Origin of the sequence: Xanthomonas citri pv. mangiferaeindicae, assembly GCA_002240395.1 — a bacterium.
Classification (GTDB): Bacteria; Pseudomonadota; Gammaproteobacteria; order Xanthomonadales; family Xanthomonadaceae; genus Luteimonas; species Luteimonas citri_A.
Genome location: CP016836.1, coordinates 3,759,949 through 3,782,488, shown reverse-complemented (window position 1 = coordinate 3,782,488; position 22,540 = coordinate 3,759,949). Strand labels below are relative to the sequence as shown.

The 22,540-nt window shown below is 68.8% G+C and carries 23 protein-coding genes; 15 read left to right on the top strand and 8 right to left on the bottom strand.

Translation table 11 applies throughout. From position 1 onward, the window contains the following. Positions 1 to 45: 45 nt before the first annotated feature. Positions 46 to 813 carry an NAD kinase gene (locus BEN78_16525; protein ID ASR44732.1) on the top strand — a complete coding sequence of 256 codons (768 nt, stop codon included), beginning with the start codon at positions 46 to 48 and terminating at the stop codon, positions 811 to 813. 67 nt (positions 814 to 880) lie between these two features. Here BEN78_16525 and BEN78_16520 read toward each other — a convergent pair whose 3' ends face one another. Continuing rightward, positions 881 to 2,935, bottom strand: a complete 2,055-nt coding sequence (locus tag BEN78_16520; protein ASR45205.1) for a chitinase — start codon at positions 2,933 to 2,935, stop codon at positions 881 to 883. A gap of 531 nt (positions 2,936 to 3,466) precedes the next feature. Further along, positions 3,467 to 4,288 carry a hypothetical protein gene (locus BEN78_16515; protein ASR44731.1) on the bottom strand — a complete coding sequence of 274 codons (822 nt, stop codon included), beginning with the start codon at positions 4,286 to 4,288 and terminating at the stop codon, positions 3,467 to 3,469. 39 nt (positions 4,289 to 4,327) lie between these two features. Between BEN78_16515 and BEN78_16510 the strand changes: the two genes are divergently transcribed. Then, positions 4,328 to 4,516 carry a hypothetical protein gene (locus BEN78_16510; GenBank protein ASR44730.1) on the top strand — a complete coding sequence of 63 codons (189 nt, stop codon included), beginning with the start codon at positions 4,328 to 4,330 and terminating at the stop codon, positions 4,514 to 4,516. Positions 4,517 to 4,629: 113 nt separating this feature from the next. Here the strand turns inward: BEN78_16510 and BEN78_16505 are convergent, their stop codons facing one another. After that, the gene (locus tag BEN78_16505; protein ID ASR44729.1) at positions 4,630 to 5,064 is read right to left on the bottom strand and encodes a hypothetical protein; all 435 of its coding nucleotides are present in this window, start codon (positions 5,062 to 5,064) and stop codon (positions 4,630 to 4,632) included. Between the two features lie 352 nt (positions 5,065 to 5,416). Here BEN78_16505 and BEN78_16500 point away from each other — a divergent pair, with 352 nt between their 5' ends. The 4 genes from BEN78_16500 (at position 5,417) to BEN78_16485 (ending at position 9,731) form a co-directional block, all read left to right on the top strand. Further along, on the top strand, positions 5,417 to 6,322 hold the full coding sequence (locus tag BEN78_16500; GenBank protein ASR44728.1) for a 5'-nucleotidase: 906 nt from the start codon (positions 5,417 to 5,419) through the stop codon (positions 6,320 to 6,322). An 8-nt stretch (positions 6,323 to 6,330) separates the two neighbouring features. Beyond that, positions 6,331 to 7,140, top strand: a complete 810-nt coding sequence (locus BEN78_16495) for a hypothetical protein (protein ID ASR44727.1) — start codon at positions 6,331 to 6,333, stop codon at positions 7,138 to 7,140. Between the two features lie 90 nt (positions 7,141 to 7,230). Further along, the gene (locus BEN78_16490) at positions 7,231 to 7,554 is read left to right on the top strand and encodes a hypothetical protein (GenBank protein ASR44726.1); all 324 of its coding nucleotides are present in this window, start codon (positions 7,231 to 7,233) and stop codon (positions 7,552 to 7,554) included. Positions 7,555 to 7,700: 146 nt separating this feature from the next. After that, on the top strand, positions 7,701 to 9,731 hold the full coding sequence (locus tag BEN78_16485; GenBank protein ASR45204.1) for a hypothetical protein: 2,031 nt from the start codon (positions 7,701 to 7,703) through the stop codon (positions 9,729 to 9,731). On the opposite strand, the gene BEN78_16480 is transcribed toward BEN78_16485, so the two are convergent. Beyond that, entirely contained in the window at positions 9,698 to 10,105 is a 408-nt protein-coding gene (locus BEN78_16480; protein ID ASR44725.1) for a hypothetical protein, read from the bottom strand. The genes BEN78_16485 and BEN78_16480 overlap by 34 nt on opposite strands. Before the next feature lie 33 nt (positions 10,106 to 10,138). Further along, positions 10,139 to 10,393 (bottom strand): hypothetical protein, encoded by a 255-nt coding sequence (locus tag BEN78_16475; protein ID ASR44724.1) that lies wholly within the window; start codon positions 10,391 to 10,393, stop codon positions 10,139 to 10,141. 269 nt (positions 10,394 to 10,662) lie between these two features. Here BEN78_16475 and BEN78_16470 point away from each other — a divergent pair, with 269 nt between their 5' ends. After that, positions 10,663 to 11,121 (top strand): hypothetical protein, encoded by a 459-nt coding sequence (locus BEN78_16470; protein ASR44723.1) that lies wholly within the window; start codon positions 10,663 to 10,665, stop codon positions 11,119 to 11,121. A 93-nt stretch (positions 11,122 to 11,214) separates the two neighbouring features. Here the strand turns inward: BEN78_16470 and BEN78_16465 are convergent, their stop codons facing one another. Beyond that, positions 11,215 to 11,802: a TetR family transcriptional regulator gene (locus BEN78_16465; GenBank protein ID ASR45203.1), complete on the bottom strand. Its 588-nt coding sequence runs from the start codon at positions 11,800 to 11,802 to the stop codon at positions 11,215 to 11,217. Positions 11,803 to 11,931: 129 nt separating this feature from the next. Here BEN78_16465 and BEN78_16460 point away from each other — a divergent pair, with 129 nt between their 5' ends. Next, on the top strand, positions 11,932 to 13,140 hold the full coding sequence (locus tag BEN78_16460) for an MFS transporter (protein ID ASR45202.1): 1,209 nt from the start codon (positions 11,932 to 11,934) through the stop codon (positions 13,138 to 13,140). Positions 13,141 to 13,161: 21 nt separating this feature from the next. Here the strand turns inward: BEN78_16460 and BEN78_16455 are convergent, their stop codons facing one another. Both BEN78_16455 and BEN78_16450 read right to left on the bottom strand, forming a co-directional pair. Next, positions 13,162 to 13,938 carry a DNA alkylation repair protein gene (locus tag BEN78_16455; protein ID ASR44722.1) on the bottom strand — a complete coding sequence of 259 codons (777 nt, stop codon included), beginning with the start codon at positions 13,936 to 13,938 and terminating at the stop codon, positions 13,162 to 13,164. Continuing rightward, entirely contained in the window at positions 13,935 to 14,438 is a 504-nt protein-coding gene (locus tag BEN78_16450) for a MarR family transcriptional regulator (GenBank protein ID ASR44721.1), read from the bottom strand. The genes BEN78_16455 and BEN78_16450 overlap by 4 nt, the downstream gene beginning before the upstream one ends. A gap of 394 nt (positions 14,439 to 14,832) precedes the next feature. Between BEN78_16450 and BEN78_16445 the strand changes: the two genes are divergently transcribed. From BEN78_16445 to BEN78_16415, 7 genes are all read left to right on the top strand, one after another. Beyond that, on the top strand, positions 14,833 to 16,956 hold the full coding sequence (locus BEN78_16445) for a hypothetical protein (GenBank protein ASR44720.1): 2,124 nt from the start codon (positions 14,833 to 14,835) through the stop codon (positions 16,954 to 16,956). A 415-nt stretch (positions 16,957 to 17,371) separates the two neighbouring features. Next, a complete protein-coding gene (locus tag BEN78_16440) occupies positions 17,372 to 18,643 on the top strand; it encodes an MFS transporter (protein ID ASR44719.1) in 1,272 nt (423 codons plus the stop codon). A gap of 59 nt (positions 18,644 to 18,702) precedes the next feature. Beyond that, complete coding sequence (locus BEN78_16435; GenBank protein ASR44718.1) at positions 18,703 to 19,167, top strand: hypothetical protein; 465 nt, start codon at positions 18,703 to 18,705, stop codon at positions 19,165 to 19,167. Next, on the top strand, positions 19,164 to 19,787 hold the full coding sequence (locus BEN78_16430) for a hypothetical protein (GenBank protein ID ASR44717.1): 624 nt from the start codon (positions 19,164 to 19,166) through the stop codon (positions 19,785 to 19,787). Before BEN78_16435 ends, BEN78_16430 begins: the two co-directional genes overlap by 4 nt. A 64-nt stretch (positions 19,788 to 19,851) precedes the next feature. Then, positions 19,852 to 20,217, top strand: a complete 366-nt coding sequence (locus tag BEN78_16425) for a hypothetical protein (protein ASR44716.1) — start codon at positions 19,852 to 19,854, stop codon at positions 20,215 to 20,217. A gap of 124 nt (positions 20,218 to 20,341) precedes the next feature. Next, positions 20,342 to 20,557: a hypothetical protein gene (locus BEN78_16420; GenBank protein ASR44715.1), complete on the top strand. Its 216-nt coding sequence runs from the start codon at positions 20,342 to 20,344 to the stop codon at positions 20,555 to 20,557. A 108-nt stretch (positions 20,558 to 20,665) separates the two neighbouring features. Continuing rightward, positions 20,666 to 22,225, top strand: a complete 1,560-nt coding sequence (locus tag BEN78_16415) for a hypothetical protein (GenBank protein ID ASR44714.1) — start codon at positions 20,666 to 20,668, stop codon at positions 22,223 to 22,225. Positions 22,226 to 22,540 lie beyond the last annotated feature (315 nt).

Genomic DNA, 22,540 nt, shown 5'->3' with positions numbered 1-22,540 from the left:
CACCTGCGCTAAGCTGCGCGCCGACGTTCCCGCACCGGCCCGCCGATGACCGCAACGCCCCGCATCGCCTTCGTCGCCAGCCAGACCGCCGATGCCCAGGAGGCGCTGCAGGTGCTTGGCGCCGAGCACGGCCAGTGTGATCCGGCGGACGCCGATGTCCTGGTGCCGCTCGGCGGCGATGGCTTCATGCTGCAGACGCTGCATCGCCATGGCCATCTCGGCAAGCCGGTCTACGGCATGAAGCTGGGCACCGTGGGGTTTCTGATGAATCAGCACCGGCAGGGCGACCTGCTGGCGCGCATCGCCGCGGCCCAGCCCGCGGTGCTGCATCCGCTGGAGATGCTGGCCGAGACCGAGTCCGGCGCCACCGTCTCATCGCTGGCCTACAACGAGGTCTCGCTGCTGCGCCAGACGCGTCAGGCCGCGCACATGCGCATCGAACTCAACGGCGTCACGCGCCTGGAAGAACTGGTCGGCGATGGCGTGATCCTGTCCACCGCTGCCGGCAGCACGGCCTACAACTTCTCCGCGCACGGCCCGATCCTGCCGCTGGGCGCGGGCATCGTCGCGCTGACCCCGATCGCCCCGTTCCGTCCGCGCCGCTGGCGCGGCGCCATCCTGCGTGCCGAAACCGAGGTCCGCTTCCGCGTGCTCGATCCCTACAAGCGCCCGGTCAGCGCGACCGCCGACTCGCACGAGGTCCGCGATGTCGTGCAGGTCACTGTGCGCGAATCCGAACGCACGGTGACGTTGCTGTTCGACCCCGAGCACAATCTCGAGGAACGCATCCTCAGCGAGCAGTTCGTGGCGTGAGCCGCGCGGGCGCCCAGTGCGCCCACGTGGTCCGGCGAGTCCATCCCTGGACCCGCCGGAGACGGACTCAGCGCAGGCCCTGCTCGATCGCCCGCGTCAGCGTGCCGCTGCTGTCGTCGCCGCTGAACTCCCAGAAGAACGCGCCGCCCAGGCCCTGCGCCTTCACGTAGGCCATCTTTTCGGCGATCAGCGCCGGGTCGTCGAACGACCAGAACGTCGTGCCGTTGTAGATCCACTGCGCACGCGCGGTCGAATCGACGAAGCGCGGCCAGCCGAGCGTCTTGAGCACCTTCCAGTCCTCGATCCCGGCCTCGTACGTGCCCGGCGCCGCGGTGCCGGTCTGGTACAGCCCGTTGTTGGCGTTGGGGACGTTGGTCCAGCCACGCCCGTAGTAACCGATGCCGAGGTTGAGCTTGGACGCCGGCACGCCGAGGTCCAGGAAGGCCTGGATCGCATCGTCGGTGTTGTACAGGCGCACATCGCCCGTGGACGGATCGCTCGGGGAGGCGAACAGCGCCGAGTGGTGGTTGGTGCGCGGCTCCCAGCCGCCGTGGAAGTCGTAGGTCATCACATTGATGTAGTCCAGCGACGGGTGGTAGAGGTTCGGGTCGGTGACGCGGATCTTGTCGACACCCGCACCCACGGCCACTGTCAGCAGCAAGCCCGGCCGCACCGCGTTGAGCTGGCGGCGGAATTCGGCCAGCAGCGCGGTGAAGTTCTGCCGGTCCTCCGCCGTGCCGCAGGCGATCCCGCAGGCCACCGGATACTCCCAGTCGATGTCGATGCCGTCGAACACACCGGCAGCCGCCGCAGCGCCACCTGCACCGTCGGTCACTGGCAGGTTGCCGCGGATGTAGGCATCGATGCACGAGGCCACGAACGCCTGCCGGTTCTCCGGCCGCGCGGCCTGCGAGAATCCGCGCGACCAGGTCCAGCCGCCGAGCGAGATCAGCACCTTCAATCCCGGGTGGCGGGCCTTGAGCTTGCGCAGCTGGTTCCAGTTGCCGCGCAGCGTCTGGTCCCAGGTGTCGGCGACACCGTCGACGCTTTCGGCCGCCGAGAACGCCTTGGTGTAGTCGGCGAATGCATCGCCGCCGGCCCCGGTGTTCGGATCGGCCGGCTGGGTGACGCCGACCTCGCAGCGGTTGTTGCGCACGTTGCCGAACGCGTAGTTGATGTGGGTGAGGCGGGCGGCCGAGCCGCTGGTCTCGATGTCGCGCACGCGGTAGTTGCGGCCGTAAATGCCCCACTGGGTGAAGTAGCCGATCACCCGCTTGTCGCCCCCGGCATTGGCCGCGGTCGTGCGCGCGACGATCTCCGGCGACGAGGCCGATGCGTTGCCGCTGCGGTCGCGTGCGCGGACCCGGTAGGTGTAGGCGGTGTTGGCCGACAGCGGGCTGTCGGTGTAGCCGGGCGTGGTCGGCGAGCCGACGATCTGGCCGTTGCGATAGACGTCGTAGCCGGCCATGCCGCTGCCGCCGACGTTGTCGGTCGACGCGGCCCAGGTCAGCGTGATGCTGGCCGCCGTCTGCTGTGTCGCCTGCAAGCCGGTCGGCACGCTGGGCGCGGTGGTGTCCGGGCCGGTGCCGCCGCCGACGGTGATCGTCACAGCGCTGGAGGTCGTCGTCGCGCCCTTGTTGTCGGTGGCCACCGCGGTCAGCACGTGCTGGCCGGCGGTCGCGTTCTGCCAGGTCAGCGCGTAGGGCGCGCTGGTGTCGGTCCCCAGCGACACCGCGCCGCGGAAGAACTGCACCGAGGCGATCGTGCCATCGTTGTCATTGGCATTGGCGGTGATCGTCACCGAGGCGCCGGTGGCGAATGTCGCCCCTTGCGCGGGCGCGGTGATCGCCACGGTCGGTGGCTGATTGGCAGGGGCGCCGCTGCAGGCGCCCAGGTCCTGATACCAGCCGCAGGAGGTGCAGTAGTCGGGTGCCGCGTTCCAGATCTGGGTGCGCGCCTCGTAGAGCCGGTTCTGGTAGGTCAGGCGGTCGCCCGGGTTGTAGATGGTGCTGGCGTTCCATGCGGGAACGCCCGCGCAGGCGGCGGTTTGTGCCTGTGCGCTGGCGGCCATGCCGGCCGAGGCCAGCAGGCATAACGACAGTGCGACGAGTCTGCGATGCATCATGACGAAGTCTCCCTTTCCGATGCCGAGTGAAGCCAGCGCCCGGCCGCCATCGGCGAGCCGATCGCGGAGCGCAGCGCCGACCGGATGCCCTTTCCGCCGCCTCCTGCGATCCAGGGGGCAGCGGAAACCGGTACGGGGTCGGGACAAGGAGATGTCGATCGCCATGTGCCTCTTGAAAGACAACGTTGTCAATGTCGGATGCACGGAATGCGAGGGCAGTCACGCTTGGGCCGGCACGCCCCCTTCGAAGCCCTGCATTCATGGCGCAGTGCAGCAGACCGGGGCGCACAGTAATCTGGCGCAGCCGGTGCAACGGTCCGGGCCATCGTGTGGCCGCGGGCGACTGAGATGCAGGGACGGACTTTTCACGACGAAGCGGGTCGCAAACCGACGCCCGTCCCGGGCATGGGACGGGCGCCGCGTTCACCAAACCCCGTGTTTCTCTCAAACACGGCCTATGTCGCTTCATCCGGGCCGTCGTGACGACCGACTTTTGGAGCGGTCAGGGCGCTCCGGCCCCGGGCTAGGCTACGGCGTGGTCGCGACCGAGAGGTTCAGCCCTGAGAACCGCTCGATCGGCATGAAGTACATGTCGTTGACGAAGGCAGTGCCGCTGGCGCCGCGACCATGGATGAGGCCATACGCCGTATTGGTCCCGAACACCGGGCCACCGCTGTCGCCCGCAATCGACAGGGGCAGATTGCTGGCGTTGCGGACCCGAATGTATGTGCCGATCTGGCCGTTGTAGTTGGATTGCGCATTCTTGTCTGCGATCTCGCCGCAACGGTAGCCCCCACTGATCCCATACTTGCACACCGTCCATCCCAGCGGCAGTCCGGAGGAGGCGAGGCTTGCGGTGATGGTGTGGAGGCCGCTTCCAATATAGATCTGGTTGGGATAGGTCGAGCTTGCGTGGCGATTCCACTGGAAATCATCGGAGCCTTGGTTCAGTTCACCCTGAAACGCGAGCGTGGTGCCACTGTAGGACAGCGTGTTGTCGCAGTGGCCCGCGGTCGTGACGCCGCGCAGCCCGCTGGTCGCGTGGACCACGTTGAAGCCGCTGGTGCAGTTCTGCGTGCTGCCCGACACTTGCCGGCCGCCCTGGATCGTCGCTGTGGTCTGGATGAAGCCTGATACTTGCCGAAGGTTCGCATACGGCACCGCAGCGAGTTCCGCGACAGCGATCGCGGCAGACTTTTGGGTGTCGAGCACATAAAAGTCGAGCTCCGCTTTCTCTACCTCGATGCCGGATTCGTGCTGGACGCCGGCAGCGTGCAGGCGCTCAGACAACTCGATCTGGGCGCTGCGCAGAAGCTCCAGAGATCGGGGTGTCTGGACTGCTTCGAACATCGGGTCGCGCGTGAATCGCGAAAGCACTGCGGCGGGTGTGTGGGTCAGAAAGACCTCTACGCGGAACGTTGGCTGGTGGACGACTCGCAAACCACCGAACTGATCGGGGATTTCCGCGATGAGTCTGCGTTCGAGATCGGAGATTACTTCCAGTTGGGAGAGTCTTCGTTTTGCCTCCGACGTCGATACGCCATGGTCCTGCGCGTAAGACGCCACGACAGGATCTAGAATAGGGGGCCGGAATTGTGCAGTGGACTGTCCTGCCATTCCCAGACACGCACTCAGCATTGCCGCTAGCACACAGGTCTTCATCATGTCGTCCTCCATGGACTGGGTTGAAGCTATGTCTCCGGCCGTACGTCACTGATCGCGAAGTAGGGGGGTGGACACCTCGTACTTGCAGATGCGTCGACGTAGCCGGGCAATACGTCGACGAGGCCGCCGCCAAGGACAACCCGGGTTCCGAAACGGAAGCGTTGCTGGTTTGTCGTATCGCGGACGCCGAGCGCAACGCCGTCGTGCAGCCACAGTGCGAATGTGTGCGGCAGCGCTACGCGCAACGTCGCATCGGACGTCCGCACCACAACGCAGCCATCCTCTGCAGCGAGGGTGCCGGTCATCTGTGCGGTGAGCGCCACGGCGTCGGGATCGCGCGGCAAGGTGAGAAGCTGAAGATCTGTCGCCGAAGGGATGTGGGCGCCGGGCGGGGCGCCGGTTGACGAGCACGCGATCAGTGCGAATGACAGTGCGGTCGTCATCGTCGTCTTCCTAAACATGGGATCTGAACACTCCTGTTCGGCTGCGATGAGGCTATCGATCTGCAGTTAGGCCACGGTGTGAGTGCCCTGAAGACGGCGTTAAGGGCCTCGTGCAGGTCGCCGTCGCACGGATACTGGACCGGCGGAGCGGTGGGTCAACGGTGGCCGACAGGACGCAAGGGGGCCGTGTCTGGCGACGCCTACGTCCACACGGCGCCGGTTACGCGGCACTGGCATAATCCGCGGTCGGCCCGTACACGGTGCAGGCCGATACGGCGCGCCGCCGCGCCCATCAGATCCGCCTCGGTCGCAGGGCGCCATGCCCGGCGGCAGGGAGCGGGCCCGCCCTTCCGTTGCGCGAATGCCTTTCATGCCCGACACCTTCGTTCCCACACTGACCGTCGCGATCTCCTCGCGGGCATTGTTCGATCTCGAGGACAGCCACACGCTGTTCGAGAGCGAGGGGATCGAGGCCTACGCCGAGCACCAGCGGGCGCACGAGGACGACGTATTGGAGCCGGGGATCGCATTTCCCCTGGTCCGCAAGCTGCTGGCGCTGAACGTCGATGCGCCGCCCGATGCCCCGCGCGTGGAGGTGATCCTGCTGTCGCGCAATTCGGCCGATACGGGCTTGCGGATCTTCAATTCGATCCAGCACCACAACCTGGGGATCACCCGGGCGACCTTCACCTCAGGCGAGCCGACCTGGCCCTACATCAAGCCGTTCGGCACGCAGTTGTTCCTGTCGGCCAATCCCGATTCGGTGCGACGGGCGCTGGAGAACGGCATCGCGGCGGCGACGATCATCCCGGCCCGCGCGCCGGCGCATCGTAACGATCAGTTGCGGATCGCATTCGACGGCGATGCGGTGATCTTTGGCGACGAAGGCGAGCGTCTGTCGCAAGAAGGTGGCCTTGACGCGTTCCACAAGCACGAGCGCGAGCGTGCGCGCGAGGAAATGACCGGCGGCCCGTTCCGTGGGTTCCTGGCCGCGCTGCACGACCTGCAGGCGGCGTACCCGGCCGGCAAGGACGCGCCGATCCGCACGGCCTTGGTCACTGCGCGCTCAGCACCGGCGCACGAACGGGTCATCCGCACGCTGCGCGCCTGGGGCGTGCGCCTGGACGAGGCGCTGTTCCTCGGTGGGCGGCCGAAGGGGCCGTTCCTGGATGCGTTCGGGGCGGACATCTTCTTCGACGATTCGCAGCACAACATCGATTCGGCGCGGCCGCACGTCGCCGCCGGGCATGTGCCGCACGGCTGGTCCAACCGCTGAGCGCCGGCATGGGGCAGGGGGACGACACCGGCGGGGCGCCGTGGTGGGCGCGATGGCTGGCGCATTGGCGCGGCCGCGGCGCACCCAAGCGGCCGTACGTGCGCCGGCATGACGGCTTCACCTCGCTGCAGTTCGTGCGGCGGCAGACGCAGAGCCGCATGGTCAGCGGCGATCCCGATCGGCTGTTGGTCGACTACACGCGCACCATGTTCGCCGCGCTGCTATGGCAGCCGGCACCGGCGATGCTGGGCATGATCGGCCTGGGTGGCGGTTCGCAGGCCAAGTTCGCCTATCGCCACCTGCCGGACGCGCGGATCGAGGTGGTCGAGAACAACCCCCACGTGGTCGCGCTGCGCACGGAGTTCGGCGTGCCGGCCGACGACGCACGACTGGAAGTCGTGATCGATGACGGCGCGCGGTTCGTGGCGTCGCGTCCGGCCCGTTTCGACCTGCTGTTGGTCGACGGCTACGACGAGCACGGCATTCCGGCGGCACTGTCGAGCCAGGCGTTCTACGACGCCTGTCGTGACGCGCTGGTCGCCGACGGCGTGCTGGCCTGCAATCTGTACGTGCGCGATCCCGAGACGCATGTGGCCCGGCTGCGGCAGGCCTTCGGCCAGACGCAGGTGCTGGTAGTCGACGAGCCGAAGATGAGCAACCGGGTTGCATTTGCTTGGCGCGGGCCGTTGCCGGCATTGGAGGCCGAGGCGCTCGTGGCGCGGGTGCCCGAACAGGTGCGCGCGTTGTTGCCGGAGGTGTTTGTGCGTATCGCCGCGCGCGTGGTGCGGCACAGGACGATGGCCGCGCGCACGCCCTAGCGATGTGACCCACGTCGCGGGTCAGCGCATGGGAAGCTTGGAGATAGGCGGCTTGTATTTTCCGCGGATGAGGACACGGGGAGACGCAGCATGCAATTGATCTATCTCGCGCTGTGCGTGTTGGGCGCTGTGCTTCCGCTCTCGCGGTTCCTGCCGTGGCTTGCACAGTATGGCCTCGATGTTCCGCTATTGATGTCTGAAGCAATGGCGAGCCCTGTTTCCGCATTCGCCTGGGCGGATGTGCTCGTGTCTGGAATCGTCGTCATCGTGCTGATCGTTGCCGAAGGGCGGCGGATCCAGATGCGCAGGCTGTGGCTTCCACTTGGATGCCTGGTTGTCGGCCCTTCGCTCGCCTTGCCCGCATTCCTTCTGATGCGAGAGCGCCATCTGGCCGCTGTCGGGCGCCTGCGATAGCGTCGAATGGGGCGCGCGTGGCGGACAGGCGCGGCTTCGTCTGGCGTCTCGATGCCGCTCGGCCCGCGCGCCGTTGCGCCCCCGCCGAAGCCGGTCAAAGTCCGGGGCTGTCTTTCGATCGGGGAACCCGAATGCAACGTTGGATCATGGGGATCGCCTGCGCGCTGGTGCTGGCGACCGGGACGCCGGCCGTCGCCGCGCGCCAGAGCGCGGGCATGACGCTCGAACAGGTGGCGCAGACGCGGGCCGCGAACCAGGCCGCGATCAGCCCAGACGGCAGCGAAGTGGCCTACGTCCTGTCGGTGCCGCGCACCTTGGGCAAAGATCCCGATGGTCCGGCGCGCAGCGAGTTGCACGTAGTGGACCGCGCAGGCCGTGACCGTGGATTCGTGACCGGGCAGGTGGATGTGTCCGCACCGCGCTGGCTGCCCGATGGGCAGTCGATCGCTTATCTGAGCAAGCGCGAAGGCGACGCGACCCGGCGGCTGTACACGATCCCACTGCGTGGCGGCGAATCGACCGCGGTTGCGCACCTGAGCGGCGACATCAGCAGTTTCGATCTTTCGCCCGACGGCCGCCGCGCCGTACTGCTGGCCGCGCAGCCGGAGGATGCAACGCGCAAGCAGCTGCGCGAGCAGGGCTTCTCGCAGAAGGTCTACGAGGAGGACTGGCGCCCGGTCGAGGTGTGGATCGCCGACCTGGGCGGCAGCGCATCGCCGCGCAAGCTCGCGATCGAGGGCAGCGTGCGCACCGTGCGCTGGAGCCCGGCCGGCGACCGGCTGGCGGTGGTCGTGGCCCCGCGCCAACTCACCGACGACATGATGGTCGACGCGCGCGTGCGCATCTATTCGGTCGAGGGCCGCGAACTGGGCCGCGTGGACAACCCCGGCAAGCTCGGCGAAATCGCCTGGAGCCCGGATGGTGAGCACCTGGCAATCATCTCGGCTGCCGACGCGAACGATCCGAGCGAAGGCCGGCTGACCGTGGTCGGCAAGACCGGCGGCGCGCAGCGCGATCTGCTGCCCGGACTCGAAGGCCACGTCTGGCATGTCGGCTGGCGCGATGCGTCGACGCTGGTGTTCCTGAGCCAGGAGGGTGTACAGAGCCGGCTGGCCGAGATCGCCGTGGACGGCACGGGCCAGCGCACCCTGCTGCCGGCCGCAGGCCCCGTACACATGGGCCTGAGCGTGGCGCGCACCGGCGACATCGCCCTGGTCGGCAGCACGCCGGCGCACCCGTCCGAGGTCTTTCACCTGGCCGCCGGCAGCGCCGAAGCGCGGCGGCTGACCGACAGCAACCCGTGGCTCGCCGACGTGCGTCTGGCGCGGCAGGAGGTGGTGCGCTACACCGCGCGCGATGGCCTGGAACTGGAAGGCCTGCTGGTGCATCCGCTCGAGCGCCGGGGCAATGCGCGGGTGCCGCTGGTGGTGGTCGTCCACGGCGGCCCCGAGTCGCACAACGTCAACGGTTGGCTCAACAGCTACGCACAGCCGGCGCAGACGCTGGCCGCGCAAGGCTTCGCTTCGTTCTTCCCCAACTACCGCGCCAGCACCGGGCGCGGCGTGGCGTTCTCCAAGCTCGACCACGGCCGGCCGGGCATGGAAGAGTTCGACGACCTGGTCGACGGCGTGGATCACCTGGTCGACATCGGCCTGGTGGACCGCGACAAAGTCGGCATCACCGGAGGCTCCTACGGCGGCTACGCCAGCGCTTGGGGCGCCACCTACTACAGCGAGCGCTTCGCCGCGTCAGTGATGTTCGTCGGCATCTCGGATCAGGCCAGCCTGGTCACCACCGGCGACATCCCGCGCGAGCAGTACCAGGTGCACATGCAGACCTGGCCGTGGGAGAGCCCGGAGATGTACCGCCAGGCCAGCCCGATCACGCACGCGCAAAAGTCGCGCACCCCGACGCTGATCCTGCACGGCGAAGCCGACCCGCGCGTGCCGGTGATGCAGTCCTACATGCTCTACCGGTACCTCAAGCTGGCCGGCCAGGCCCCGGTGCGCCTGGTGCTGTATCCAGGTGAAGGCCACGGCAACAGTCGCGGCGCTTCGCGCTACGACTACTCGCTGCGCCTGGTGCAATGGATGACCCACTATTTGACCGGGCCGGGCGGCGAGCCGCCGGCTTACCAGCTCGATTACGCGCTGCCGAAGGCGGACGCCGCAGGTTGAGGCGCAGGCCCCGGCCGTGTCTCGGCCGGGGCCGCGGTGTCGCGCGACCACAGGTGCAGGGCTTCGGCAGGATCCGTTCGATCCATCGCATCGGATTGGCGCGTGCGCGCAGTTCGCATCGTCGTCCGTCCAGCCGCCAGCAGGCCGATCGCGCGTCGATCCTGGTCGGCTTGCAAGGGGCCTGGGGCCCTCTGCGACGCCGCGACATCCTGGCGTGCGATAGCAGACTGCAGCCGCGCCCGGTGCGCGTGTGTCGGATCGATCATCTCCGCTTGCGCGGCCGCTCGCCGATGGGCGCCTGGCGCGTCGTACAAGGACAGGCTGTAGCCGGCCAGGAAGGCGACAAATGCAAGGTGGGCGCTCGCGCACACCACCAGCGCATAGCCCCAGCGGCGGATGCCGACCCATCAGGCGACGATTGCGATGACGGCCGTGCCGGGCAACGCCGCCACCATTGCGCCGATCAGCATCACGAGCACCATCAGCAACGGGCCCAGTGTCAAGTAAAGGTCTGTTGCTTTGACGGTCGGCACCATCGCGCCCGCCAGGCCGGTCAGCACGGTGACCGCCAGGCAGGCGACGACGGTGACCCGCCAGGGATGCGCGTGGCGGATGTGCGGTGGGCGCGTTTGGGGGGCGGGGTCGAGATGGGCGGCTGGCATGTCCAGAACGGCGATCGATGAAAGGGCGTGTCGGGCAATGTGCCCATGGCCAGTGCAGGCGTGCTTCGTCAACGGGCGCAGACCACAGAGGTCGCTGACGCGCTTTCACAAGATCGTCGCTCGCGCGTCACGTGTCCTTGCCCGACCGGCCTCTAGGGTAGCCCCCATCGCTCCACGGCCACGCGCAGTCATTGCCCGCCTGGACGATCGGCCCGCGACTCGCATCGCGCTCGCGCCGCGCCATCCCCCCAATTCGATCGGAGACCCAGATGACCAACAAGTCCGCGCATACGCTCAACGACCTCATCGCCATCGCCCGCGACGGCAAGGACTTCTATGAGGAGGCGGCGCAGAAGGTCGATCACGCCGAGCTCAAGACGCTGTTCTCGCGCATCGCCGCGCACAAGTCGCAGCTGGTCACCGACCTGAGCGCCGCAGTGCAGGCCGTCGGCGGCAAGCCGGAGACCTCGGGCACGATGGTCGGCACGCTGCAGCAGTTTTACGGCAAGGTGCGTGCTGCGTTCGGCGACAAGGAATACGGCTACGTCGCCGAGCTGGAAGAGTCGGAGGACCGCCTGCTCGAGGCGTTCGATGAGGCCGCCCGCGACGCCGACACGCCGCCGGCCGCGCGCGATGTCGTGACCCGTCTGCTGCCGGAGGTCCGTGCGACCCACGACGAGCTGCGCGCCCGCAAGCACGCGCTCAAGGAGCTCAAGGACCGCGGCTGATGCTTCGGCCGGTGTCTCGGCCCGGCTGACATGCTGGCTTCAAAGCCCCGGCTCGCCGGGGCTTTTTTGTGGCTCGTGGCCAGGCGTTCACTCTCAGTCGACGCGCAGTAGCCCGCGCAGCAGCAGGTCCAGCGCATCGAGACTTCGCGCCAGTCGCGTGGGGCCGTCGTCGCCGGTCGCAATCCAGAACGCAGCCTCGGCCAGGCTGCCATGGATCAATGCGGCCAGCGCCTGCGGGTCGGTTGTGGCGATAACGCCTTGCGCCATCAGCGCTTCGAGCAGGCTCTGCATCGACGCAATGCAGGCGTGCTGCGACTGCGCCGATGCACCGCCCAGCACGATCCGGGCATCGCGCAGCACGACCTGCTGGATCTCCGGTTCCAAGGCCATTTCCAAGTAGGCGCGGCAGCGGCTGGTGAGTCCGGTCCAGGGCGTGTCGGCCGCCTCGGAGAGCGCGTGCAGGCGTGCGTCCATCTCGGCGTCGATCTGCGCGACCACGGCGGCCAGCAGGCCCGGCTTATCGCCGAAGTGGTGGTACAGCGCGCCTCGGGTCAGCCCGGCCTGCGCAGTGAACGCATCCATCGACGCCTCGGCATAGCCATGGCGGGCGAACGCGTCGCGGGCGGCAGCCAGCAAGGCCGCTCGGGTTTTCTCCATCTCCGCGCGGGTGCGACGCACCATCGCCATCTCCTCGATACAGACACTGTGGTGTTTACATACGATGCGTATGAATCTACGATTGGATTCATACGCGATGTATGTATTGTCTGCTTGCCGCTCGACCGCGGCAAGCGCCTCCAGGAGACCCGTGTGCGCAATCCCTATGTCGAACTGTTCGCCGTGCCCGGCACCCGAGGGCTGGTGCTGGCCGGCGGCCTGGCCCGACTCCCGTTGCCGATGGCCGGCATCGGCATCATCACGATGCTGGCGCAACTGCGCGGCAGCTATGCGCTCGCGGGCGCAGTGTCGGCGACATTCGTGCTGACCTATGCGCTGCTGTCGCCGCAGATCTCGAGATGGGTGGACCAGTCTGGGCAACGCCGCGTGTTGCCGGTCGCGACCGCGATCAGCGTTGCTGGCTTCGTGCTGCTGATCGCAGGATCCCACTGGCCCGTTGCCGACTGGGCGCTGTTTCCGGGCGCGCTGCTGGCCGGCTGCATGCCGAGCATGTCGGCGATGGTGCGGGCGCGCTGGACGGCGCTCTATCGCGGACAGTCGCGGCTGCAGACCGCGTACTCGCTGGAAACCGTGCTCGATGAGGTCGCCTTCATCGCAGGGCCGCCGCTGTCGGTGGGGTTGTCGGTGGTCGTCTGGCCCCAGGCCGGCCTGCTGGCGGCAGCCCTGTTGCTGACCCTGGGCACCGCGGCGCTGGTCGTGCAGCGCGGCACCGAGCCGCCGGCCGCCGGGCAGGGGCGCGACGACGATCGCTCGGGCTCAGTGATCCGTCTGGCCGAGGTGCGCTTGCTGGCGCTGCTGATGCTGGCGATGGGCGTCATCGTCGGCACGGTGGATATCGTGAGCGTGGCGTTCGCCGGGCAGATGGGCCAGCCCGCTGCCGCCAGCCTGGTGCTGTCGGCCTACGCCTTCGGATCGTGTCTGGCCGGATTGCTGTTCGGCGCCGTGCGCCTGGCGATGCCGCTGCATCGGCAGTTGTTGACAGGCGGACTGGCGACGGCTGCGACGACGTTGCCGTTGTGGCTGGTCGACAGCATCGGCGCACTCGCCGGGACGGTCTTCGTCGCCGGACTCTTCTTTGCGCCCACGATGATCGTGGCCATGTCGCTGATCGAGCGCGTGGTGCCCGCGCATCGATTGACGGAAGGCATGACCTGGCTGCTGGCCGGCTTGAATGTCGGCGTGGCGTTGGGGGCGGCGGTTTCTGGACAGGTCGTCGATCACAGCGGCACGCGTGCCGGCTTTGCCGTCGGATTGGTGGCCGGCGCCGCGGTGTTGCTGTTTGCGCTGTGGGGCAGCGTCCGCCTGCGCGGATGCGATGCGCAGGCCGGCGACCTGGTGTGAAGCGCGACGCCTGCGCGCCTGTCAGGCCAGGTTGCGCAGGGCGCGAGTGCAGATGCGGCGCGTGGCCTCGGTCGGTTGCCCCTGACGCCAACGCGCGCAGAGCCCACGTACCCAGTCGGGACGATCCTTCGCCGCATCGTTGAGCCAGTTCGCCACCGAGTCCTGGACGTAGGCGGCGGGGTCGGCCTTGAGCGGTTCGAGGATGGGCAACGCGGTCTGCGGCTGTTGCTTGAGTGCTGGAATATGCGCGCACCACACGCCGCGTGGGCGCAAGGCTTCGCTGGCGAAGCGGCGCAGTCGTTCGGACGGCGAAGCGGTCCATGCGGTCAGCTGCGCGATGGCGGCCTCCAGGTTCTGTGCCAAGTGCGGGCGAACCGCCATCCATGCCCATTCGCGCACGCCGAAGTGCGGGTCGTCGGCCAATGGCCGGATCGCCTGCAGCCGGCGCGGCAGGTCGATGCCCGGCTGTCGGCCGATCATGAAACAGGCCCAGCCGCGCACCGTGTCCGAGACATGCGCCTGGCAGTGCGCGATGCCGGCCGGACCCAAGGCCTGCAGCAACACCTCGGCGATCGTGTGCATGCGCTTGAGAATCCCCAGCTGACAGGCAGCATCCGCATCGGCCAGGGCATGCGGCGGCAAATGCGGAAAGACCGCCCGCAACAGCCGGGCCTGATCGACCGCGAGACCTTCGGCCAGGGTCGCAGTGGGCAAGGCGCCGAGCGACAGCGCCTTGAGCACCTCGGCCGGGATGTCAGATGCGCGGGTGGCGCCCGTGCGCCGGGCCGGCGCGCTCATCGCGCCGCCGCCTGCAGGGCAGGGGGCAGGCGCGTTGCGACCTTGTCCAGCAGCGTCGCCAGTTGCGTGCGCTCGCTTACGGTCAACCCGCCGAACAGGCTGGCGATCCACCGAGTGTGCGCATCGAAGACCCGGCGCGCCCGCTGCTTGCCCTGGTCGGTGAGATGGATGCGCAAGGCGCGGCGATCGTGGGGATCGGCCCTGCGCTCGATCAGGCCGTCGCGCGCCAGACCGTCGAGCAGCCCGGTCACTGTGGCGCGGGTGACGCCTGCGCGTTCGGCCAGTACGTGGGGGGCCAGTCCTTCCCCGGCGTCGAGCAGGAAGAGCAGGACGAAGCGTCCTTCCGACAATCCGTGGGGGGCCAGCAGCGCGGCGCAGTCGCGATCGATGGCTGCGGCCAGCGACAGCGTCCGGAAGCACAGGGCCATGCTGTCGACATCCGGGCGCTGTCGTTGCTTGGCTTCCTGCAACAACGCCGTGTACTTCTGCGCCAGTTCCATTGAATGCCGCCATATGATGTGGCGCCTAATCATATGGACAGCATGCCGGGGGTCGAGCCCTCTCTGACCGGTGCGGATGCAAAGACCAGGCATTTCCGCCGTCGACAAGCGAAGCAGGGCGTTGACAGTTCGTTAACGAACGATAATCATTCTCGTATTCGGCGCATTCATCCGGCGCTGATCCGCCGCAGCCGCCAACCGCGCGAGACCGCTCGCCGGCCAGCCCTCCCTGCCACCCGTCGCGACGCTCGAAGCGCGCGATGCGTGCCGCCTTTTGCCTGTCGTCCGAGGAACCCCCATGTCCCGTTGTACCGCTCGACCTGTCCGCCCCGCTGTGTCGTCTCCCGCGCTCGGCGCCTCGGTCCCCGCCACTGCGCCGCCGGCCCGTCGTCCATTGGCGCTGGCGCTCGGGGTGCTCGTGGCAGCCGCGCCGTTCATGGCGCAGGCCGAAGACAACGACAGCGGCCGGTACGCGGACGCAACCTCGCTCGACCAGGTCGACGTGCACGGCACGCGCTACGCGGCCGGCATCAAGCAGGCGGTGGACCTGAAGGACATTCCGCAGACGATTTCGGTGATCTCACGCGAGCAGATCGAGCTGCGCAATCTCTATACGCTCGAGGACGCGTTGTTGCAGACGCCGGGCATCACGGTGACGGGCGTCAGCTCCGAGGGGCAGACCTACATCTCGCGCGGGTTCAACATCAGCACCTATCTCATCGATGGCGTGCCCTCGACCGGCTACCCGGGTCCGCGTCCGGACCTGACCGTGTACGAGAGCGTCGAGGTCCTGCGCGGTGCGTCGAGCCTGTTCTCCGGTGCCGCGCAGCCCGGCGGTGCGATCAACCTCGTGCGCAAGCGCCCGCAACACACATTCCACGCCAGCGGCGCGCTGCTGGCCGGCAGCTGGGACAACACCCGCGCCGAGATCGACGTCGGCGGACCGCTGGTCGAAGGCGGGCAACTGCGTGGCCGCTTCGCCGCCTCGGCGCACGAATCGGACATGTTCTACGACGTCGGCCGCCGCGAGCGCTATGTCGCCTATGGCGTGACCTCGCTGGACCTGGGCGACGCCGCGACGCTGACGGTCGGTGCGCACTACCAAGATTATCTGGCGCCGATCCAGACCGGCCTGCCGGGGTACGTGGGCGGCGGCCTGTTGCCGGTCCGGCGTTCCACCTATCTGGGCGCCGACTGGAACGCGCTCGACAGCCAGAGCATTGTCGGCTTTGCCGAACTCGACTGGCGCCTGGGCGAGGACTGGCGCGCCAAGGTCACGTTCCAGCGCGCCCGCGACGAGTCCGAGAACTACTACGCCTATGTCGGCAACGGGGCGGTGCGGCCGGACAACGGCTGGGTCAGCCAGATCGCCTACTACGGCGACACCACCGAGCGCTGGACCAGCGTCGATGTCAACGTCGGCGGCGCGTTCGAACTGTTCGGCCGCGACCATGACGTGCTGATCGGCGCGGACCTGCAGAAGAGCGACTACAGCTACGTCGAATGGCGCGACAGCGCGTTTGCGCGCATCGACGTGTTCAACCCCGATACCGCGATCCCGCGTCCCGGCTATCAGCCCAACAGTGGCGGCCTGAGCAAGACCCGCCAGTGGGGCGTGTACGGCCACGCCAACCTCAGCCTGAGCGAGCGCCTGCACCTGCTGGCCGGCGCGCGTCTGAGCCAGTGGCAGATCCAAGAGCGCGACGGCTTCACCCGCGACCGTCCCAGCCTGAGCAATCCGCAGCCGGTGCGTCTGGGGCCGTGGACCGAAAACCGCATGCCCTCGGAAGTCACGCCGTTCGCCGGCCTGACCTACGAATTGAGCCCCCAGTGGACGGCCTATGGCAGCTACGTCGAGAGCCTGCAGCCGCAGCAGAATCGCACGGCGGCCGGCCGGCTGATCGATCCCTCGCGCGGCGAGCAGTGGGAGGGCGGCGTCAAGGGCGCACTGATGGACGGCCGTCTGTTGCTCAGCGCCGCCGCCTACCGCATCGACCAGGTCGGGCGCGCGCAGCCCGACCCTGACAACGAGGGTTTCTACGTCGCCGAGGGCGAAGTCGAGTCGAAGGGCGTCGAACTCGAAGCCAATGGCCGCATCACCGACAACTGGTCGATCTTCGGCGGCTACGCCTACAACACCAACGCTTACGCCAAGGACTCCACCAACGAGAACCGGCCGTTCACGCGGATCTCGCCCAAGCACGGCCTGAAGCTGTTCACGCACTACGACGTGACCGCCGGTGCACTCGCAGGCCTTCAGCTGGGCGCGGGCGTGAACTGGTACTCGCCGGTCGAAGGCGGCAGCGCGTACGTCGCCGTGCCGACCGTGGTGCGGCAGGGCGGCTACGCCGTCGTCGATGCGCTGATCGGGTATCGGGTGCGCGACAACCTGACCGTGCGCCTGAATGTCGGCAACCTGTTCGACAAGGTCTACTACACCCGAATCTCCGCCACCGGCCGCGGCAACTTCTACGGCGAGCCGCGCAACGTGACCCTGTCGCTGCGCACCACGTTCTGATCGGGGAGCGTGTCGGGCGGGCCCGCGCCCCCACCCGACACGCTGCGCGTGTCGACCTCCCCCGCACGCGGGGGAGGTTGATCTCGCGCGATCCCCGCACGCGGAGGAGGTGGATCCCGCGCGATGAGGGCTTTTGGCCCCTTCCCCCGCAGGCGGGGGAAGGCTGGGATGGGGGCCGCTTTCTGCGACCAGCCCGTGCCCCCGCTCGACGCGCTGTGCGTGTCGACCTCCCCCGCAGGCGGGGGAGGTGCTCTCGCGCGATGGTGGCTTTTAGCTTCTTCCCCCGTTTACGGGGCATTGCGCCCTTTACGGGTGGAAGGTGGGATGGGGGCCACGTTCCGCGGCGCAGTCCGCACCTTTGCAAGCCACGGCCCGTCCTGTCCAGAATGCCGGCTCCCCCCGCGCTGCCTTCGCCATGTCCTCGACGCCGCCCAACTCGAAAGGCCGTGTGCTGTTCGCCAGCCTGATCGGCACGACCATCGAGTTTTTCGACTTCTATATCTACGCCACGGCCGCGGTGCTGGTGTTTCCGGCGCTGTTCTTTCCCGACGCCGATCCGGCCGCAGCCACGCTGCAATCGCTCGCCACGTTCGCGTTGGCGTTCATCGCCCGCCCGATCGGCTCGGCGGTCTTCGGCCACTACGGCGACCGCATCGGCCGCAAGGCCACGCTCGTCGCCGCATTGCTGACGATGGGCATCTCCACCGTCGTCATCGGCCTGCTGCCCACCCACGCCCAGATCGGCATCGCCGCGCCGATCGCGCTGGCGCTGTGCCGCTTCGGTCAGGGCCTGGGCCTGGGAGGCGAGTGGGGCGGGGCGGTGTTGCTCGCGACCGAGAACGCACCGCCGGGCAAGCGCGCCTGGTACGGCATGTTTCCGCAGCTCGGCGCGCCGCTGGGGTTTTTCCTGTCGACGTCGACCTTCCTGCTGCTCGGCCGGCTGATGGACGAGGCCGCGTTCCTCGCCTGGGGCTGGCGCATTCCGTTCCTGGCCAGCGCCCTGCTGGTGCTCGTCGGCCTGTGGGTGCGCCTGCGCATCACCGAGACGCCCGATTTCCAGCGTGTGCTCGATCGCCATGCGCGGGTGCGCCTGCCGATGCGCGAAGTGCTGCTGCGCCATGGACGCGGCGTGGTGCTGGGCACGCTGCTGGCGCTGGCGACGTTCGTGCTGTTCTATCTGATGACGGTCTTCGCGCTGAGTTGGGGCACCGCGCAGCTTGGCTATACCCGCGAGCAGTTCCTGCTGCTGCAATTGGTCGGCGTACTGTGCTTCGCCGCGACGATTCCGGTCTCGGCGCTGTATGCCGATCGCGTCGGCCGTCGTCGCACGATGATCCTGGCCAGCATCGCGATCGCGCTGTTCGGCCTGGGATTCGCACCATTGTTCGTCGCGGGCAGTCCCGGTGCCACGCTCGCCTTCCTGATGCTCGGCCTGGGGTTGATGGGCCTGACCTATGGCCCGGTCGGCACCTTGCTGGCCGAGCTGTTCCCCGCCACGGTGCGCTATACCGGCGCGTCGCTGGCGTTCAACCTGGCCGGCATCTTCGGCGCCTCGCTCGCGCCGTACCTGGCGACCTGGCTGGGCGGGCGCTTCGGCCTGCACGCAGTCGGTGCCTATCTCGCGGTGGCGGCATTGTTGAGTCTCGGGGCATTGCTGGCCTTGCCGCGCGACCGCCCGGCGGCGTGAGCGCGCGCAGACGCGGGCCGCGGCACGTAGACTGATCCGCCGCCGTGCCGGAGTCCCGCATGAACATCTGGCTGTTGTCCAGCATCGCGCTCGCTGCGGTCGTGGGCATGGCGTTGCCGCTGCAGGCATTGCTCAACGCGCGCCTGGGCGCGCTGACCCACGGGGCGCTGTTCGCGTCCTTCGTCTCGTTCGCTGTCGGCACCTGCGCGCTCGGGCTGGTGCTGGTGGCCAGCCGCACGCCCTGGCCGACGCTGCGCGAGCTTGTCGCACTGCCGCCGTGGCTGTGGTTGGGCGGGCTGATCGGCGCGGTGTTCGTGTTCAGCGGCACCTTGCTGGTGCCGCGGCTCGGCGCGGCCGGCATGATCTGCCTGATCGTGGCCGGGCAACTGGTCGGCTCGCTGCTGGTCGATCACTTCGGCGTGCTCTCGCAGCCGCGCCCGATCGATGCGATGCGGGTGTTCGGCGCGTTGCTGGTGGGCGTCGGCGCACTGCTGGTGGTGCGGCCGTGGCGGGTGGCCACATGACCCGGCCGGCCCCGATCGCGTTGCCGGCGCCGATGCGCGCTGCGCTGGAAGCCGCCTACGCCACGCCGCCGCGCGCCTATCACAACCTCGAGCATGTGACCGAGCTGCTGCGCCATTACGATGCCGTCGCCGCGCGCGAGGGCTGGGCGCAGCCGGTCGAGGTGTGGCTGGCGGTGCTCTACCACGACGCCATCTACGAGGCCGGCCGCGGCGACAACGAGACACGCTCGGCGCAGCTGGCGGCCGAGGCGATCGCGCGTTGGCTGCCCGAGGCGGACGTCGATGTCGCGCGCGTGGTCGAGCTGATCGAACTCACCGCGCGCCACGGCAGCCTCGCGCCGGATGACTTCCCGCACGATGCGCAGGGCGACGACACCCGGCGCTTCCTCGACTGCGACATGGCGATTCTCGGCGCCGATCCAGCCGCGTTCGATGCCTACGATCGCGGCATCGCGTCCGAGTACCGCCACGTCCCGCGCTGGCTGTATGCGCTCAACCGTCGACGCTTTCTCAAGTCGTTGTTGGCGCGCGACCGGCTGTATCTCGACGACGGCTTCCATGCGCGCCTCGATGCCCAGGCGCGCCACAACCTGCGCCGCGCGGTGACGACCAAGCGCTGAGGTCGGGCTATCATCGGCGCACGCTGCCGCTGCAGCGCCGCCGTCTCCGTTTTCTTCGATCGCCATGGCCAAACTGCTGCTCAACCTGCGCTACGTGCCCGAAGACGAGGCCGCCGACGTGCGCGCCTTCCTCGACGAGGCACGCATCGACTGGTACCAGACGCGGCCCAGCCCGTTCGGGATCTCGCAGGGCGGTATCTGGCTGCGCGACAACGATGACCTGCCGCGCGCCAAGGCGCTGATGGCCGACTACCAGGCCAAGCGCCAGACCCAGGCGCGCGCCGCGCAGGCCCAGGCCGAGCGCGACGGGACCGCCGAGACCTTCGCCGAAATCTTGCGCGAGAATCCGTTGCGCGTGGTGCTGATCGTCGCCGCGATCGTGGCGACGATCGGGCTGATGGCGGTGCCCGGGTACATGCTCTCGCGCTGAGCCTACGTCACGCCGGGGCGACGTCAGGCGCTGCAAGCTCGCGCCCGTCCCGTCGTCGTCCTGGCCGGCATCGCTGCCGGCGGACGGGGACGGGCGATCCTTCGCACTCGATGAGCGCATCGCCATGTCCGGCACGCCGACCCGCGCGCAGCCCAAACCCAAGAGCAAGCCCTGGACACGGCCGAATCCGAAGCCGCGACCCGCACGCACCCGGTTGAGCACGGCGCAGAAGAACGCAGCGCAGCAGCGGGCCGACGAGAACGGCCGGCGCTATCCCAACCTCGTCGACAACATGTGGGCCAGTCGCCATCTTGCGAAGGACGGCTCGCCGAAAGCGTGAGCGCGGTTCGGCAGGCATGACCATCGGCACGGCGTCAGACGCGCCGGCATTGTTAAGGTCGATGGTTGCCCGCGTGCGCGGGCCCGCCCATCGCCCTTCGGAGATTCCATGCGCCGACCCCGACCGCTGCAGCCGCTGCTGCTCGCGAGCCTGATCGCCACGTTCGCCCTGCCTGCCGCCGCGCAGCGCGACATCCGCTTCGACAGCGCACAGGCCCCGGCCGGCGGCACGTTGGTGCTGGCGGTCCCGGAAGCGACCGATGGCGCGGTGCGCAGCAGTGCGTTCGCGCGGATCGACGACGCCAGCCAAGGCGCACTCTCGCGGGCCATCGCCGCTGCCGGCTTCAGCGGCAGGGCGGACAGCCAGCTCGATCTGCCGGGGATCGCCGGCTACGACCGCGTGCTGCTGATCGGGACCGGGGCGGGCACGCCCGATGCGCGCCGGATCGAGGACGTCGGCGGCCTCGTCGGACGGTTCGCCGCGCGCAGTCGGGCGCCGCAGGTCGACGTGCTGTGGGAGGGCACCGAAGCGGGCGCCGCCGCGCACCTCGCGTTCGGCGCCGCGTTGGGCCAGTACCGCTTCGACAAATACCGCAGCAGTGGCGATACCGAAGCAACCGGCACCGGCACCCTGGTCGTGCGCAGTCCCGCCGGCGCCGATGCTGCGCGTCAGTGGGACGGCGATTGGAAGGCGGTGGCCGAGGGTGTGGCGTTCGCGCGCGATCTCGTCACCGAGCCGGCCAACGTGCTGTACCCGGAGACGTTCGTCGCACGCACGCGTGCAGCCTTCGCCGGCAAGTCGAACGTCAGCATCGAGGTACTCGACGTGCCGGCGATGGAGAAGCTGGGCATGGGCAGCCTGCTGGCCGTGGGGCAGGGCAGTGCGCGGCCACCGCGGCTGATGGTCGTGCGCTACAACGGCGGCGCGCGCGGCGAGGCCCCGGTCGCGTTCGTCGGCAAGGGCATCACCTTCGACACCGGCGGCATCTCGATCAAGGGCAGCGAGAACATGTGGCGCATGAAGTACGACATGACCGGCGCGGCCAGCGCGACCGGTGCCGTGCTCGCGCTCGCCGGCCGCAACGCCAAGGTCAACGCCGTGGCCGTCGCCGCACTGGCCGAGAACATGCCCTCGGGCACCGCCGCGCGTCCCGGCGACGTGGTGCGTACCGCGTCCGGCAAGACCTACGAGATCATGAGCACCGATGCCGAGGGGCGCATGGTACTGGTCGATGCGCTGTGGTACGTCCAGCGCCAGGACAACCCGCGCGTGATCGTCGACATCGCCACGCTGACCGGCGCGATCGTCACCGCGCTGGGCAACGATTACGCCGGTCTGTTCACTCGTGACGATGCGCTGGCCGCGCAGCTCACCGCCGCCGGCCAGGCGGCCGGCGAGCCGGTCTGGCGCATGCCGATGCATCCGGGCTACGGCAAGCTGCTCGAATCGCCGATCGCCGACCTGCGCAACGGCGGCGGCCGCCCGGGCTCGGGCACGGCGGCGCACTTCATCGGCGAGTGGATCGATCCGGGCCGGGCCTGGGCGCATCTGGACATCGCCGGCATGGCCTGGCGCGACGGCAACGAACTGCCGACGACCCCGGCCGGCGCATCGGCCTATGGTGTGCGTCTGTTCGACCGCTTCGTGCGGGACAACTACGAGCGCTGAGGTCCAGCCACCACACGCCATTGCGATCGCGCGCCCTCCTCGCGGCGCGAGGGCTGTCCCGCAACAACGGCACCCCGATGCGATCGTGCTCCTTCCCCCGCGGCGCGGGGGAGGGTTGGGGGGGGCATGGGCCCGCGGGCGGAACGTCTCGACTCCCGAGATCGGCGCACATGTCTCGCTCCCGCTTTCCGCGGCCTCAACCTTTGCTCCTACCGATGAAGGGGCAGGGCGGCTGTGCCGCAACAACGGCACGCCGATGCGGTCGTGCTCCCTCCCCCGCGGCGCGGGGAAGGGTTGGGGTGGGGGGCATGGGCC